Source organism: Rhodococcus sp. T7, assembly GCF_009872365.1.
Lineage (GTDB): Bacteria > Actinomycetota > Actinomycetes > Mycobacteriales > Mycobacteriaceae > Rhodococcus_F.
In genome coordinates this window covers 48483-63251 of sequence record NZ_WXYH01000298.1, presented here as the reverse complement: position 1 = coordinate 63251, position 14769 = coordinate 48483, and the positions used below count along the sequence as shown (strand labels likewise).

Here is a 14769-nt window from a genome sequence, read left to right as displayed (position 1 = left end):
AGTATTGGAGAACTGGAAAGTGTCGACTGCCATTTCACAGGCGCCGAAGCGAATCCCACATCCCCCGAAGCGTATCCCGTTCATCGGAGACGTCTTGGGGATGGACCGGGACGCGCCCAACCAGAAGACGCTCGAGCGTTTCGGGGAACTGGGCCCGATCTACCGACGCACGATCATGGGCACTGATCTCACGTTCGTCGGTTCAGCTGAGCTTGCTGCCACTGTCTTCGACGAAGAGCATTGGGAGAAGTTCATCGGGCGACCGCTGGAGAATCTCCGCGCGATTGCCGCTGACGGCCTCTTCACGGCCTACAACTGGGAGTCGAACTGGGCGAAGGCCCATGAGGTTCTCATGCCCGGATTCACCAAAGAGGCGATGGTCTCCTATCACGGTGTCATGGCTGCGACCGTCGACGAGTTGTCCGCGAGCATCGAGCGACAAGGCGAGGCGTACATCCCGACTGTCGAGGAGATGGGCAAGCTCACCCTCGAGGTGATCGGACGGTGCGGATTCAACTACACATTCGACTCCTTCACCCAAGCACAGGAACACCCGTTCGTAGCTGCGATGAGCCGCACGCTGACCTACGCCCAGAAGGCCGGGATCCCGGTGCCCTTCGTCGGCAAGCTGCTGCGCCGGAAGGATGAGGAGCAGAACCGCAAGGACTACCAGCTACTCGTCGACACCGTCGACGACGTCATCGCGGAACGAATCAAGTCAGGGGAGCGCCGGCCTGACTTGCTCGATCACATGCTGCATTCGGACAGCGATGTCGCACTCGATCCCGAGAACATTCGGAATCAGGTTCTCACTTTCCTGATCGCCGGTCACGAAACCTCGGTCAATGCGCTCAGCTTCGCGCTGCACTTCATCGCGCAGAATCCCGATGTCGCCCGACGCATGCGTGAAGAGGCGAACGCGGTCTTCGGCGGTCGTGCCGCGGCATACGAGGACGTCGCCAAACTGCGCTATACCCGCCAGGTGATCAACGAATCTCTACGTCTGTGGCCGACGGCGCCGGGCTTCTTCCGAGCTGCGAAGCACGACACAACTGTCGGTGACTACGCCTTCTCGAAGGGTGAATGGGTCTTTGTGCTCCTGCTGGCGACTCAGCGAGATGCAGCATGGGGGCCTGACGCAGCGGAGTTCAATCCTGACCGGTTTGCGCCTGAGGCGAACCGCGGCCGCGCTCCCGAGTTGTTCAAGCCGTTCGGCACCGGCATTCGCTCGTGCATTGGACGTCAGTTTGCGCTGCACGAGATGGCATTGGCTCTCGCCACGCTCGTGCAGCGCTTCGACATCGAACCGGAACCGGGCTATGAACTCGTTGTTGAGGAGACTCTGACGCTGCGGCCGAAGAACCTGCGACTCAAGTTCAGCCGCGTGTAGCTTTCGCTTCGTCGTCACCGGTGAGCGGGATCGTCCTGATGTGGGCGATGAGGTCTTCCAGCTCATCTCGGGTCACGCTCGTCGCGCGTGCCTGGAAGTGCTCGATGCCCCGGTCCCGGATCTCGATCCAGAGACGAAGTCGCTGATCGATGTCGATGTCGAGTCCGGACCCGGGGCGTAGGTACGACCGGTCGACGCCCAATGCGTCGCAGAGGGCGTCGCCAACATCTGTCGGGAGTTGCTGCACGTCACCGGCTTCTACACGCTCGAGCAGCTCTACAGACACCGGGCGAGAGAGATTGCGCCCCGCCATCGTGGCGACCGCTTGCAAGGACAGGCGGGGCTCGTTGCGGTGGTGGTAGAAATCGCGCATCCGGTCGAGCTTCTGGCTCAGTGACGGGGAGAGGTGGGTCGTCATTTCGGCTTCTTCTCCTTGTTCTTGACCTGTTGCCATCGAGCTGTGAATTGGCGGTCCATCTCGGGGTCTATATCTTCCGTAGCGCGTCCTGTTAGCCATCGCATGTACAACAGGTCGATCTCGTCGGATTTGCTTGCTGAAACTGGCTTCCGGTCCAGGTAGTCGCCGATGAGCATCTCCACCATGAAGTCCCGTTGATCGCGATCCGGACCAACCTTCATTTCGAGCTGCGCAATCACCCAGGATCGCAGGATTCTGTCGACAAGGACGTCAAGTTCGGCACCAACTGCCGTCACGTCCTCACGCGTGATCGCGTCCTGTTTTGAGACATTCTCCAACCGCTTTGCCAGAGCTGACAGATCACTGACTAGCGATAGAGACATAGTCACCGAGTCTGGGCCCGCAGAGACAGCGCCTCCTCCCAAAGCGGGAGCCGAACCCGGAAGCTCTTCCAGCGGGACTGGATCGCCTCCGAGCAGAGTTCGGGCGGCCGACCCTTCTTTCCAGCGAAGTCCTGCGTCTAGGCGTCGCAGTGTCCGTGCGCTGGGTTCCTCAATCCCTCCACGCTCGATCTTTCCGGTCGTGACATCTGAGGGCCCGCCCGCCTCGGACAGCTGTTTGAGAGTCAAAGCGAGGGCTTTTCGCCTGTCGGCCACGAGTCGACCGAATCGCATCAACTCACTCTCCGCCATTTCGCTAACTCTACCGGTCAGCTGCAGCAGCAATTCACTTCGGTCAAGGCTCCGAGCTGCGTGTTCGTCGATCACCGCACCTCCCACCTTTCCGGCGACACGAAATACCGGTTAGACTTTTTCGCTTGTTTTTCGCTTGGTCTGCTTATACTATTCGTGTGCGCTCTAGTTTTGCACTCAAAGCCCGCAACTTCGTCCCACATCGGTGTTGGCCGATGGGCTCTGCGCGTGCCGGCTGGGCGCCAGAGAACGAGGGGAGACACCGATGACTGTTCACGTTCGGGTTGATCCATCCGGCCCGTCAGAGACGACCGCAATCGACGCCGACTCACAGCAACGCGTCATCCCGGCATCTCAACGGCGCCGGCCACACGTCGCAGTCGAGCATTGCGGTGGTCGTCAGCCCGGGCACACCTGCTACAGCCTCTACCTGCCGGGGTTTCCGACGTGCCCAGTAGGCCACGCGATGGTCCGCCACTCTCCGCCGCACATCTGCGTTCAACCGATCCTCTGATTCACCTGCCCGCGTCGAGGCACCTACCACCACTCTCACCTAAGGACTTTCGTCATGTTTCTGGTCTTCCTGATCACCCTCCTGTTCGGCCTCGGCGGCAACTTCCCGGGCTGGCCTGCCTGAACGTCTGCACCCAGGTCCTCCGCTCCCTGGCTTCTTTCGTAAGTGCCCTGTGGATCACTCTCATCGCCAACTACGAGTGACACCGCAATTTCCCCGGCAATGAATTGGCCCACAACGAGATTGAAGGGTTCCGAATGGAAAAGGTTCAGAGTTCTGGGAGCGGTACACCGCGCCCGGCTCGTCGGCTGGCCGCCTCAGCGGTCGTCGGCGCTGTCGCTGTGGCAGTGAGTGTCGGTGCGAATACCGTTCCTGCACACGCATCAACCAATTGGGTCGATCAGTTGGTGCAGGACTGCCCTGCATTGTTCGTCCTCGGAGGGCAGGGCACGGGCGAGTCTTCACCGGATGCTCCGGTGAAGGCCGACACGGGAATGCTCTCGAACATCATGTCGCCGCTGCTCGACCAGGCGCGACAGCTCGGTGTCGACGTCGACCGCGCCTACGTCCCGTATCCGGCGGCGTTCGGTGGTGCGGTGCCCGGCGGCAAGGAGTCGTACGCCGTGTCGGTCTCCACGGCAAAGGACAACCTCCAGACCGCGGCGGAGAAGGTCCTGGATTCGTGCCCGTCGACGAAGCTCGCGATCGCGGCCTACAGCCAGTTCGCCCACGCTGCCTCGGAGTGGCTCACAGAGGTGGGTGCCGGCAAGGTCAGCGGCGTTCCGGCATCGTCGATCGCATCGGCTGCGCTGTTCGGGTCCCCGACCCGCGCGGAGGGCGCCGGCATCTTCCCCGGGACTTCCCAGACCACTCCGTCCCCCGTCCCGGGGACCTCGGGTTCTGCGGTGAAGGCCCTTCCCGCGGTGACGGTCACGACGGCGACCGGGGCGGGGATCGGTCCGGTTGCCGACACCGCCTCCAGCTTCGGCGCATTGACCGGGCGGGTGTCGATGTGGTGCCAGACCGGTGACCTGGCCTGCGATGCCCCGCCGAAGGCTCCGATCGCGCGGGCTGTGGCGAACGTTGCGGGTCAGGCTGAGGTCGGCGGCGACCCGTTCGTCGCAGTGCAGACGATCGGACTTGCTCTCGCGTCGACCGCGTTCAACGTCGGGGTCGACGTGATCAACGAAGACATTCAGGTCCCGAAGAACTCACTCGAGAACCTCTCGATCACGCCGAAGAAGACCTTGTCGCAGCGTTTGGCTGAGGGTTCGGATCCTCGGGCGACCCCGCCGACCGGCCAAGAGGCGATTTCCGCGCTGATGAAGGTGGGCCTGGTGGCGGTGAACTCGGTGGTCACGGTCGCGAAGAAGGTGATCACGCCGGAGACGATCGCCGCTGTCGCGGCTGTGGGTCTGGCGAATCCCGTTGCCGCTTTCGGCATCATCGCCGCGAAGACGGTCAACGCGGTGATCAATCTGGTTCCGCCGGCCACGACGCAGCGCCTGGTGAAGCAGACGTTCGACCTGGTCAAGGGTGAGGTCAAGGCGAACAAGGACCTCTTCGACCTGGCGGCGCTGACGAAGTACTCGAACATTCAGGCTGCCCACGGCTCGTATGGATCGTCGGCAGCGACTGCCACCGGGCTGGCCCCGACCGCGTACGTGGCGAAGATGTTCGCCGCGGTGGCTGCCGACCTCGCGACCAGCAACAAAACGTCCTCGTCGTCGAGCTCTTCCACGAGCACGACCCGGCCGAGTGCCACGTCATTGGCGCCCACAACGTCTCGGCCCGCCAGCTCCTCGCCTTCGACGTCGTCGACTACGCCGACGTCCTCCACTTCCGTCGCCACGTCGACGGACTCGACGTTCTCACAGAACGGCCTGACCACTGATTCATCCACCGAAGGGAACAGCACACATGGGTAAGCACCGTAAGCAGGCCAGGATTGTGAGGGCTGCGGGCACAACCGCAGTCACGGCCGCGGTCATTGTCACAGCGTGCGGCGGTATCGCGCATGCAGAGCCGTCGCAGGGCGGCGTGACGACAGCGCCGTCGACGCAGTCCGGCGTCACCACGCCCGCTCCGACCACGCAGGGCGGGGTCACGACCGCTCCCGCACCCGAGCCCGTTCCGGTGCAGACCTGGGTTCCGGTGCCGGTGGAGTACCAGCAGCCGGCCAAGCCCCTCGACAACTGGGACTACAACTCGAACGAGTACGTCATCCCCTACGACCAGGGCAGTTACGTCGAGCCGATCGACTACTCGCAGCTCCACCTGCCCATGCAGCTCGAAGAGTTCACCGCACCGATTCAGGCTCCCGAGGACAAGGTTCGGCTTGGCCGGTACCTGGCCAACCGCCCGAACTGGATGAGCAAGGACACCGCCGACCGCACGAATGGCCAGACGGCCGTCATCGAAGCCCAGGTCACCGACTTCTGGCGCTCCACCGGCCTCAATGCCGATGAGGCGCAGCGCTTGGCGGCCGCGCAGGTCGCGGGCGGTGCAGCTGGGGCGGTGGGCGGTGCCCTCGCCGCCGGAGTGCCTGTCGCAGCCGTCGGTGCCCTGACTGGCGGACTTGTCGGCGGCACGATCGGCGGCACCAGCGCGGTCGTGCTGGCCGCCCCGGTTCTGACGCCGCTCGGTGTCATCCCTGCCGGTGTCGTCGGCACGGCAGCCGGTACCGGCATCGGCGCGGGTATCGGTGCGCTTGCCGGAGTTCCGGCAGCTGCGGGTGGCGCAATCGTCGGCGGCGCGATTGGCGTCGCCGCGGCCACGGCCTACGGCGCCGGTGAGGTCGGTGCACCGACCGAGGTCGAGATTCCCGATATCGATCAGCCTGCGATCACGGCGCAGACCGAAACCACCCTCGATCAGTGGGAAGCCAGCGCCCCGGTCGGCTCCGCGGCCGCCGACGCGGTCCGCGACGTGGTTGAGACTGCCCCGATCGTCGACCAGCAGGCCCGCGACGCGGTGTCGTCGCTTCCCGGGGGCGAGCAGGCTGTCGCCGCATTCGACCAGGCAGTGACCGATTTCCAGGCGAACACCGCAGTCCCCGGATTGCCGATGGGAATGATCACCGACGCGATCGGCGCGGGCATCCCGGCGTGAGCCCCTGGCGAGGGCAGGAACGCATCCTGCCCTCGCCGATCAACTTGGAGGAAAAATGGCGACGGACAATCGCACGGATCAGCTGTTTCCGGACGTTCCAGAGCATTACGGGAACGACATCATCGACTTGAGCGGTGATGTGGACTTCCCTGTGCCGCAGGAAAACTACGACACCGCCTATCCCGCCGCAGACGAAGCTCCATACGAGGACGTCGTGCTTCCGGTGGTGCAGATGGAACCGGAGATCCCGGACGCGCCTTCGCCCGTCGCCGAACACGACGACGATCCGACCGACGAACTGACCACGGTCCTGCCTGTCTACGGCTGGAGCGAGACCGACGACCACGACACCACAGTCGAGAACCCGCAGGAAGACGCCGCCGACCTCGACGGCGAGCCTGCAATCGAATTCCCCGAGACGATAGACGCCGATCCGTATGCGGACGCACCGGATTGGGTTCGCGCCCACATTCCCCGTGGTCCACTCGTCGCCCAGGAGCAGGGACGACGTGGATTGTCCGCCCGTATTCCTCGGCGCCCCACCAAAGCTGCCGTCGAGCACACCGACGTGCCCGACGACGTGGTGGTGCCCGCACCTCAGGAGCCGAAGAAGCCAAAGGTCAAGCCTGCCCGCGAGTCCTCCGTCGGCGGCAAGAAGAACCCTTGGGTCCTCGTCGGCGCGGGTGCGGCGGCACTGGCGGTAGTCGCCGGCACCGTCGTGGTGCTCGGTTCCTCCGACAACAGCCCCGACGTCGCGGTGCCCCCGCTGCCGTCTTCGGTCCGGGCCGCCGGCCCTTCCGTGGCCGCAGACGAGCCTGCCTGGTGCGAAAGCTCGACCGGGGGCGGGAAGATCGTCGGCCGCGGCCCCGGTGACCTCACCAGCGGTCCCGGTCTGATCCAGGCATTCGACTACGCGTACTACGTCGAGCACGACGGCGCGAAAGTCGCATCGATGATGCTCACCCCGAATCCGGTCGGCACCATCCAGGCCTCGATCGACGCGGCCGCCGCTACCGGCGCCGCGCACTGCCTGACCATCGCGGCCACCCCCAACCCGAACGCCTTCGACGTCCAGTTGCTCCTGCGTACCGACTCCGGTTCCGAGAGCACCATCCCGCAGCGCATCACAGTCGCCGATTCAGGTGCAGGTCTGAAAATCGCCACCCTCGAGGAGATCCGATGAGCAACGTCGTCCCCATCCGCCGCACCCCGAAGGTCGCCGAACCGGAGAAGGTGTCAGCCATGGTCGTCGCCGGTTCCGGCGGGGCCTCCACCACCACCACGACTTTCGGCCTGGCCACGGCTCTGCGGCTCGGTACTGGCAAGGACATCACCGCGATCGACTCGACCAGCGACGGAGGCAACCTGCTCTCCCGCACCCGGTTCCGTGCCGTCGATCCGGCCAGGTCAATCGACAGCCTCAGCGCCCGGATGGCAGAGACCACCTCGGGGATGGTCGTCGTCGGCAGCTCCCAGCACGGCCACAGTGCCGATCCGATGATGGTCGATCTGCTGCTCGAAGGCCGTGCGAGTGCCCGCGTCCACGACGTCGGGACCGCCCTTCGCTCATCACGCCTGGCCCCGCTGATCCAGTCCGGTGCGGCCCTGGTCGTCGTGGCCCCCGCGCGAGCGGAGCCGCTGAGCCGGATGCGAGAGGCAATGAACTGGCTCAAATCGACGTTCGGCCCGGACACCCTGGGGGAGACGATCGTGGTGGTCTCCCATCAGATGCCCACCTCCCCGGTCGAACTGGCCCCGATCCGGGCTGCACTCGCACCGCAGATCGCCGGCTTCGTCGAAGTCCCGTTCGATCCCGTCCTGGCCCGCCCGGGAGTCATCGACCACCGCCGGTTGTCCACCGCCACGATCGACGCCTGGACCGACGCCCTCGATGTCCTCGGCACACTCTCGCCCCAATCCGACACCCGCCGCGACGGCAAGACCGGAGAACTGGCATGACCACAGCAATCCACGCCGCACCGATTCCAGCGGACCGTCCGGGACCTGCTGTGTGGCTGCTCGGAGCGCACGGCGGCGCGGGAGTCTCCACCCTGGCGCACTACCTCAGCTTCACCGGGGACTGCGATCGGCAATGGCCGTGCGGCAACGACGTCGAGACCGAATCCCCGTACGTGGTGATGGTCGCCCGCGAGACGGACGACGGGTTGAAGAAGGCGCACGAGCGGCTCATCCAGCATCGCGAGGAGAACCTCGAGTGTGAGCTTCTCGGGCTGATCACCGTCGCGAACTCGCCGACCCTCGACAAAAGCGTGCGCCAGTATCGCGACGTCGTGGAGTCAGCAACGGCCGCACATTGGCGGATCAACTGGCACAGATTCCTCCCCGCAGCATCCCTGCCAGCGCTGCCCCGGTGGCATCCGCTCGACGGTGTGCCCGAACAGACCAAGGGAGCCCGTGCAGCGGTTCCCAAGGACGTGATCGATGCCGGCGTCGGCATCGTCACAGCAATCCAGCGTTCACTGCCGCATCTGCGCTCCGGGCACTGAACTCACTCACCGAAAGGACAGCCATGATCCACACCATCCACGACACCGCGATCCTCGCGATCGAATTCAACGTCACACCCGAGTTGCCGCCGGGAGCCAATGGTCTTCTGCGTCTCGTGAACTGGCTCCTGTGGGCCATCCTCCTCGCCTGCGTCGCCGCGCTCGTCTTCTCGGGCGGCAAATTCGCGTGGGAGAAGTGGAGCCAGGGCCAGACCGGCGGTGTGACGATGCTCGTCGGTTCACTCGTGGGCGCGATCGTCGCCGGTTCGGCGAACACGATCCTCAACGCAGTCACCGCCGGCGCCTGATGTTCGCGATGATCCCCGCCGATACCGGCGATCTCCCTCCGGTTAGCGGCCCCCTTCCACCCGGATTGACTATCTGGCTTCTCTGGTTCGTCGCTGGCGGGTGCGCGGTAGCAATGGTCTATTCCGTGGCCGTTCTGGCGGTGATGCGGGTGCGAAACCTCCTGACGAAGCAGGCCATAGCGCGAGCTGACGGCCCAGTCACACTCGCGATCGGAAGCGCAACCGGGGTGGTGGTCGCGACCAGTTCCGCCCTGATCCTGACGACCTTGGTGGGGCAATGAGAGAGGGATACACGCGATGACGAAGATCGACAAACCGCACTTTGCTCGTATCCGTGTCGGCACCAGCGGGTTGTCCTATTCCACGTCCGATAGGGAGACGTGGGAGCCGCAGATTCGCGCTGTCCAGGACGCCACCTTCGCTGCCGACGGGATTGCGGTCGAGCATCACGACCGCGAGGCGGCCTTTCACCGGGCAATGAGCATTGTCGGCAAGGAGCTCGCTGCCGGTGCCCGGTACACGTCGGGGGAACCGCTGATCTCCGAGCGGCGAGTCATCACCATCGCCGTTCACACCGCCCGCACCATCAGCGGTGCGCGGTCGCGGTGGGTCTACCTCGGTGCCGCTGCGGCGGTTGCTGTTGCGGCGGCGCTGACCGCGACGGTGGTATGGCGTCTGAACTGGATCCTGAACTGGCTGGTTATCGACCTCCCGCCCCGTGAACAGCAGGTTCAGGGCGGTGCGGTGATCGAGCGCGTCGTGTCCTACGGCGGGTGGGCAGTGGGACTTGTCTCGGTGTTCATGACGGGCCTCGCCCTGGTCGACGCGGCACTCGCGGTCGGCCTGTTCTACGCCCGACGGGACCGCGCAAGGATAAATGACCGCGTGGTTTCCACGCTCACGAAAGCCGCAGGGTCGCTGCTCGCAACCGGTGTGGCGTTGTTCGTACTCTCGGTCGCTATCGGTTCGATCGAGTGGGTTCAGCCGTGACGGGCACCGATCGCGGTGTGGTTCTCGCTGCGGTGGAGTTGCCCGACTACATCACCCAGGACATCAATACCGCGTTGAGCTGGATCGCCGGCATTGCTGCGGTCGTGTGCATCGCGAAGATCATCTTTGTCGGCGGCCGGATGGCGTGGGACCACAAGCACACACCGGGCTTGGAATCACCCACGGCCGCAGAGTTCCTCGCGGCGGTGTTCGGTTGGATCCTCGCGAGCGGTGCGGCCGTCACGATGGCCGTCGTTCTCATCGAGGCCGGCCGGATTCCCGAGAACTCGGCTCCGGCGCCGGACAAGCCTCCGAGCCTCGTCACTGACATCCAACAGAAGTTCCCTCCGCTCGAAGAGGAGAAGTAATGCGTGTACTTGCTTGTGCGACAGTCGCGGTTGCAGCGCTGGCGTTAGCGGGGTGCGGTGGCTCAGACGAGGAGAGCGGCGAGAGCCCCACGGTGTCGCTCACTGACGCCCCCGCGATTGCGAGCTGGTCGAGTGTGAACGGTGTGATGGTGCCGCTCGGGAAGACCGACGGCCCCACGAGCGCGGTCTGGGAGCCGCTGACCGGGTTCTCGCACACCCCGCAGGGCGCAGCGCTTGCCGCGATCGGTCAGTCCGTCCAGCTCTCGACCGCATCGGATCAGTCCTGGTCGAAGGTGCTCTCCGTTGTCGCGGCGAGTGGAGAGGGACGCGACGCCTTCGCCGTCAACCGTTCCCTGATTTCCTCGACCGGCACGGTCGACCCGGCGGTCGTCCCGTCCGTCGTCGGCTATGTGTTCGCGGACTACACCGACACCGCGGCCTCCGTCGACATCGTTCAACGCTTCCCGGACGAGTCCCTGGCCTCGACACGCACCGACGTGATCTGGGCGGACTCCGACTGGAAGCTCAACCTCTCCACCCCGGAAAACGCTGTGGCGGCGACCGCACTGACGGAACTTCCGCAGAACATGGTCGACCTGGAAGGAACGCGCAAGTGAGCGAGCAACCTACCGATACCCAAACCCCCACACCGGCCCCGCGCCCGGAACAGCCCGAATCCGGATCCGGACGCGACAATGCCACCCGCCTGCTGATGGGTGGATCGATCCTCGGTGTCATCGTCGTCGCCGCGATCATCACCAGCATCATCATCTTCGTACGCGGCGGAGACGAGCCGCTGGTTCCCGCCGGGGACCAGGGATCAGGTGCGACCGCGGCGACCCAGCCCGACCAATTCGAACCCGATCCTTTCTTCGACGAGCAGGGCCGCGTCGTCTACGCCCCACTCAACGACAACGGAGTGCTGCTGGCGCAGTCCTCGCCGGCCACCGGACGTTCCGCGGCGACCGCGCCGTCCGGGATCATGCTCCAACGCGTCCACGGAAACATGTACCTGCCGTTCTCCACCTCTGACGGACCGACGGCGTTCAGTGACACTGGGGTCGCGACCGGCTTCGCCCGCACTGCCCAAGGTGCGGGCCTGGCGGCAGTCCACTACCTGAACTACCTCGCCACCGGCAACAACCGCATCCAGATGCTCCAGGACGCGGGCCTGGTCGCCGATCCGCAGGACCAGCTCGCCGAGCAGAAGGCCTTCAACGCCTCGAATCAGCCGGGAGCCGCTCCGGACAACTTTCCCGGTCGCGTCATGCAGATGATCAAGGTGAACTTCACCGAAGATCTGGCGCGAGTCCACATCGGCGCGACAACAAATCTCAAGGACGGCCGTACCCAGAACGCCGACATTTCGCTGGACCTGGTCTGGCGTGAGGGAACCGGTTGGGTCGTGCAGGTCCAAGGCGCCAACCCGTTCGGTGCGCGAGCGGTTGCCGACTTCTCCGACGGTTGGACGTCGTGGTGGTGACGGCGCAGACCGCGTGGAAGCGGTTCCTCCTGGTCTGCCTCGTGGCATGCGCCGCACTGGTCGGCACCGCCTCGCCGGCACTCGCCCAAGAAGATCCCGGGCCGGCCGCCGCCGACACTGCCGGGGACCTGGCGATGTGCGCTGCGGTTCCGATTGGTGGCGGCGGTCTGCAGTTGGCCCTCGATGCTCTGGGCGCAGCGACTGGCACTGAAATGCCCAGCTGCGCCAATGGTGCGCAAACCGTTGCCGAGGCTCCCCAGAACTACGTCAAGAAGGTTGCGACCGGCGCGTTCGAGACGATGGGGCTGAGTTTCGGTGACGCAGGCGCCGCCGTATTGAAGTTCGCGCTCGGCTGGTGGATCACCATTCCCGGCCAGGACGAGAACTCCTTCATGGCCACACTCGGCCAGGTCACCCAGTACACGTACTGGATTCAGGTCGCATTCCTGGTGGTCTCACTGATGTTCCTCGGAATCCGGCTGATGATGGCCCGATCCGGTGCCATCCGTGATGTCTCCACCGAAGGCGTTCGGCAACTCGCTCGGGCGACGGTCCTCGCGGGCTCGCTCGGGTTCATCGTCGTACTGGGCACCCGGCTCTCGGACAACATCTCCCGCTGGTTCATCGACGGCACTGTCGGCTCGGATCCGGACGCACTCGTGGACGCGATGATTCAGATCGGAATCTACGCCTCACCTGGTGGAACGTCCTTGCTGTACGTCATCGGGATCATCGGCATTCTCGGCGGCCTGGTGATGGCGTTCCTGCTGCTGATGAGGATGGGATTACTCGTCGTCATCACCGCAGCGCTCCCGATTGCCGGCGCGGCCGGCGGCACCAAGATCGGCTCACAGGCCTACGAGAAGATGATCGCCTGGACACTCGCGTTCCTGCTGTTCAAGCCGGTCGGATCGTTCGTGATCGGCGTCGCGGCAATGCTTTTCATGCAGTCTGCGCCCTCCCGCGATGAGAACGGCGGCGCGATGACCGCATTGATCGGCGCACTCCTGCTGTGCTCGGCCGCCCTGGTCCTTCCGTCCCTGATGCGGTTGATCGTCCCGGCAGTCGGATCCCTCGGCGGCGGCGGCAGCGGTCTTGCCGCAGCCGCGGGCCTGGCCGCCGTCGGCGCCAAGGTCGGCGGCGCGATCGCGACCGGAGGCGCGTCGGCTGGAGCGTCAGGCGGGGCGGCCGCGGGAGGTATGACCTCGGCGAGTTCGACCACGACCAGCCCTTCCGGACCTTCCGGTGCGCCCCCCAGCTTCGGCACTTCCGGAATCGACGGCGGCACACCGGGCGCAAACGCCACGGGCGGCGTGGACGGCACACCGTCCAACCAGTCAGCGCCCTCCGGCGGAAACGCCGCAGGCGGGGTGGACGGCACACCCACCAACCACAACGGCGCACCGGGCGCGCCTGATGGTCCAGGCACATCCGGAGACGGCCCGACCGGAGCAATGCCACCGAGTCGCAATGGAGGTTTTGAGGGATGACGAGGACCGAGACGACGACCGAGTACCGGATGTACGGCAACTGGCGAAAGCCCAGGTCGACCGGCATGGCCGGGGCAACGTTCGGGACCACGATGCTCGGCATCGGCGCGGTCATTGCCCTGGTGTTTCTGAGCCTGGCGATCGGCTTCGTGCCCGCACTGGTTCTGGGGCTGTTCACGGCGCTTGCATTCGTGCCGTTGGTGATCGAGAAGGACGGACGTAGCGGATATGAGAGGGCACTTCTGATGATGCAGTGGCGGCGGGCGTTCAAGCGCGGAGAACACATCTACAGCTCGGGCACCTTCTCCCGCATCCCCGGGGGCCGGTACCGGCCCCCGGGTGTGCTGGCGGACACCGAGATCTACGAAGGAATCGACGGAAACAACCGGCCCTTCGGGATGATCCACATGCCGCAGGCGAACAACTACACCGTCGTTCTCGACGCGTACCCGCAGGGCAGTGAGAACTTCGACCAGTCCGTACTCGATGCTGCGGTGGGCAATTGGTCGCAGATGTTGACCGCGATGGGCGAGACCTCGGACATTGTCGCCCTGGTCGCGGTGATCGAGTCATTGCCCAACACCGGGATCGAGCTGTACGAGACCGTGTCCCAGCGGGTGCGTCATGACGCACCTAAGTTGGCCCGCGATTCGATGTACCAGTTGGCGACCGGCCTGGTCACCGGCGGCGTCCGCTTGGGGGCCCGGATTTCGATCACGTTCCAGGCTCAGACCGCGGACCGCAAGAAGGACCCCTCGGAGCAGGCGGTGGAGATCGCCCGCCGGCTGCCGGGGATCACCGAAGCCGCGGCCCGTGCCGGGGTTCCGGCCACCCCGATGAGCGCCGACGAAATCATGGGGACGGTACGCCGATCCGTCGATCCGGCGTCCCTGAGCAACATCGAACGGGCACTGTTCTCCGGTGAAGGAACCGGCCTGGAGTGGGCAGACTGTGGCCCACGCACCCAGATCGAGGAGAAGGACCGCCTGATCCACGACGGAGCGATCTCGGTGACGTGGGAGATGCGAGAAGCTCCGAAGAGCGCGGTCCACGAGACCGTCCTCAAACGACTGCTCGACCCGAACCCGGCATTGCCGATCAAGCGCGTTGCGATCATCTACCGGCCGCACTCGGCCGCGGACGCAACGGACATCGTCAACCGTGACCACCGCGACGCGATGGCTGCGGTGACATCGGGGCGCGGAATCGCATCGGCGAAGGCGAAGCTCGAAGTGGCCGCGACGGAACAGAGCCGCATGGAGGTCGCGCGCGGCCACGGCCTGACCCGTTTCGGGATCCTCATCACCGTCACCCAGCCGGTCGGCAACGCGGACGTTCCCCGAGTGGACGCACTGGTACGCGATTTGTCCATCCAGAGTCAGCTGCAGGTGCGCCGGTCATTTTGCTGGCAGTCGGCTGCGTTCTGGTCATCGCTCGGCGTCGGCGTGATTCCACCCGAGCACACGACCATTCCCTCGTTCCTGAGCAACTAAGGCGG

At 65.2% G+C, this 14769-nt stretch carries 15 protein-coding genes; 13 read left to right on the top strand and 2 right to left on the bottom strand.

Annotated elements, in window-relative coordinates; translation table 11 throughout:
- Positions 1 to 19 precede the first annotated feature (19 nt).
- The gene (locus MLGJGCBP_RS23995; RefSeq protein ID WP_268960772.1) at positions 20 to 1390 is read left to right on the top strand and encodes a cytochrome P450; all 1371 of its coding nucleotides are present in this window, start codon (positions 20 to 22) and stop codon (positions 1388 to 1390) included.
- On the opposite strand, the gene MLGJGCBP_RS23990 is transcribed toward MLGJGCBP_RS23995, so the two are convergent.
- Entirely contained in the window at positions 1377 to 1808 is a 432-nt protein-coding gene (locus MLGJGCBP_RS23990; RefSeq protein ID WP_160098601.1) for a helix-turn-helix domain-containing protein, read from the bottom strand. The genes MLGJGCBP_RS23995 and MLGJGCBP_RS23990 overlap by 14 nt on opposite strands.
- On the bottom strand, positions 1805 to 2575 hold the full coding sequence (locus tag MLGJGCBP_RS23985; protein ID WP_160098599.1) for a helix-turn-helix domain-containing protein: 771 nt from the start codon (positions 2573 to 2575) through the stop codon (positions 1805 to 1807). Before MLGJGCBP_RS23985 ends, MLGJGCBP_RS23990 begins: the two co-directional genes overlap by 4 nt.
- Before the next feature lie 696 nt (positions 2576 to 3271).
- Here MLGJGCBP_RS23985 and MLGJGCBP_RS23980 point away from each other — a divergent pair.
- The 12 genes from MLGJGCBP_RS23980 to MLGJGCBP_RS23925 all read left to right on the top strand — a co-directional run bounded on the left by MLGJGCBP_RS23980 (position 3272) and on the right by MLGJGCBP_RS23925 (position 14764).
- The gene (locus MLGJGCBP_RS23980; RefSeq protein WP_160098597.1) at positions 3272 to 4942 is read left to right on the top strand and encodes a cutinase family protein; all 1671 of its coding nucleotides are present in this window, start codon (positions 3272 to 3274) and stop codon (positions 4940 to 4942) included.
- Between the two features lie 112 nt (positions 4943 to 5054).
- The gene (locus MLGJGCBP_RS23975) at positions 5055 to 6125 is read left to right on the top strand and encodes an insoluble domain protein (RefSeq protein ID WP_160098595.1); all 1071 of its coding nucleotides are present in this window, start codon (positions 5055 to 5057) and stop codon (positions 6123 to 6125) included.
- 55 nt (positions 6126 to 6180) lie between these two features.
- On the top strand, positions 6181 to 7308 hold the full coding sequence (locus MLGJGCBP_RS23970) for a hypothetical protein (RefSeq protein ID WP_160098593.1): 1128 nt from the start codon (positions 6181 to 6183) through the stop codon (positions 7306 to 7308).
- Positions 7305 to 8084, top strand: coding sequence for a hypothetical protein (locus MLGJGCBP_RS23965; RefSeq protein ID WP_160098591.1), 780 nt, complete (start codon positions 7305 to 7307; stop codon positions 8082 to 8084). The genes MLGJGCBP_RS23970 and MLGJGCBP_RS23965 overlap by 4 nt, the downstream gene beginning before the upstream one ends.
- Positions 8081 to 8632 carry a hypothetical protein gene (locus MLGJGCBP_RS23960; protein ID WP_160098589.1) on the top strand — a complete coding sequence of 184 codons (552 nt, stop codon included), beginning with the start codon at positions 8081 to 8083 and terminating at the stop codon, positions 8630 to 8632. Before MLGJGCBP_RS23965 ends, MLGJGCBP_RS23960 begins: the two co-directional genes overlap by 4 nt.
- A gap of 23 nt (positions 8633 to 8655) precedes the next feature.
- Positions 8656 to 8940, top strand: coding sequence for a hypothetical protein (locus MLGJGCBP_RS23955; RefSeq protein ID WP_160098587.1), 285 nt, complete (start codon positions 8656 to 8658; stop codon positions 8938 to 8940).
- A 297-nt stretch (positions 8941 to 9237) separates the two neighbouring features.
- Positions 9238 to 9930, top strand: a complete 693-nt coding sequence (locus MLGJGCBP_RS23950; RefSeq protein WP_160098585.1) for a hypothetical protein — start codon at positions 9238 to 9240, stop codon at positions 9928 to 9930.
- A complete protein-coding gene (locus tag MLGJGCBP_RS23945; protein WP_016885092.1) occupies positions 9927 to 10298 on the top strand; it encodes a hypothetical protein in 372 nt (123 codons plus the stop codon). Before MLGJGCBP_RS23950 ends, MLGJGCBP_RS23945 begins: the two co-directional genes overlap by 4 nt.
- On the top strand, positions 10298 to 10915 hold the full coding sequence (locus tag MLGJGCBP_RS23940; RefSeq protein ID WP_160098583.1) for a hypothetical protein: 618 nt from the start codon (positions 10298 to 10300) through the stop codon (positions 10913 to 10915). Before MLGJGCBP_RS23945 ends, MLGJGCBP_RS23940 begins: the two co-directional genes overlap by 1 nt.
- Entirely contained in the window at positions 10912 to 11781 is an 870-nt protein-coding gene (locus MLGJGCBP_RS23935; RefSeq protein WP_009475971.1) for a hypothetical protein, read from the top strand. Before MLGJGCBP_RS23940 ends, MLGJGCBP_RS23935 begins: the two co-directional genes overlap by 4 nt.
- Positions 11775 to 13271 carry a hypothetical protein gene (locus MLGJGCBP_RS23930; RefSeq protein ID WP_236581337.1) on the top strand — a complete coding sequence of 499 codons (1497 nt, stop codon included), beginning with the start codon at positions 11775 to 11777 and terminating at the stop codon, positions 13269 to 13271. The genes MLGJGCBP_RS23935 and MLGJGCBP_RS23930 overlap by 7 nt, the downstream gene beginning before the upstream one ends.
- Positions 13268 to 14764, top strand: coding sequence for an SCO6880 family protein (locus tag MLGJGCBP_RS23925; protein ID WP_160098579.1), 1497 nt, complete (start codon positions 13268 to 13270; stop codon positions 14762 to 14764). The genes MLGJGCBP_RS23930 and MLGJGCBP_RS23925 overlap by 4 nt, the downstream gene beginning before the upstream one ends.
- Positions 14765 to 14769: the final 5 nt, after the last annotated feature.

Excerpts from the sequence above, each read along its gene's own strand:
- MLGJGCBP_RS23990 (WP_160098601.1), bottom strand. The coding sequence starts at position 1,808 with ATGACGACCCACCTCTCCCCGTCACTGAGCCAGAAGCTCGACCGGATG.
- MLGJGCBP_RS23980 (WP_160098597.1), top strand. The coding sequence starts at position 3,272 with ATGGAAAAGGTTCAGAGTTCTGGGAGCGGTACACCGCGCCCGGCTCGT.
- MLGJGCBP_RS23970 (WP_160098593.1), top strand. The coding sequence starts at position 6,181 with ATGGCGACGGACAATCGCACGGATCAGCTGTTTCCGGACGTTCCAGAG.
- MLGJGCBP_RS23965 (WP_160098591.1), top strand. The coding sequence starts at position 7,305 with ATGAGCAACGTCGTCCCCATCCGCCGCACCCCGAAGGTCGCCGAACCG.
- MLGJGCBP_RS23960 (WP_160098589.1), top strand. The coding sequence starts at position 8,081 with ATGACCACAGCAATCCACGCCGCACCGATTCCAGCGGACCGTCCGGGA.
- MLGJGCBP_RS23955 (WP_160098587.1), top strand. The coding sequence starts at position 8,656 with ATGATCCACACCATCCACGACACCGCGATCCTCGCGATCGAATTCAAC.
- MLGJGCBP_RS23950 (WP_160098585.1), top strand. The coding sequence starts at position 9,238 with ATGACGAAGATCGACAAACCGCACTTTGCTCGTATCCGTGTCGGCACC.
- MLGJGCBP_RS23940 (WP_160098583.1), top strand. The coding sequence starts at position 10,298 with ATGCGTGTACTTGCTTGTGCGACAGTCGCGGTTGCAGCGCTGGCGTTA.
- MLGJGCBP_RS23925 (WP_160098579.1), top strand. The coding sequence starts at position 13,268 with ATGACGAGGACCGAGACGACGACCGAGTACCGGATGTACGGCAACTGG.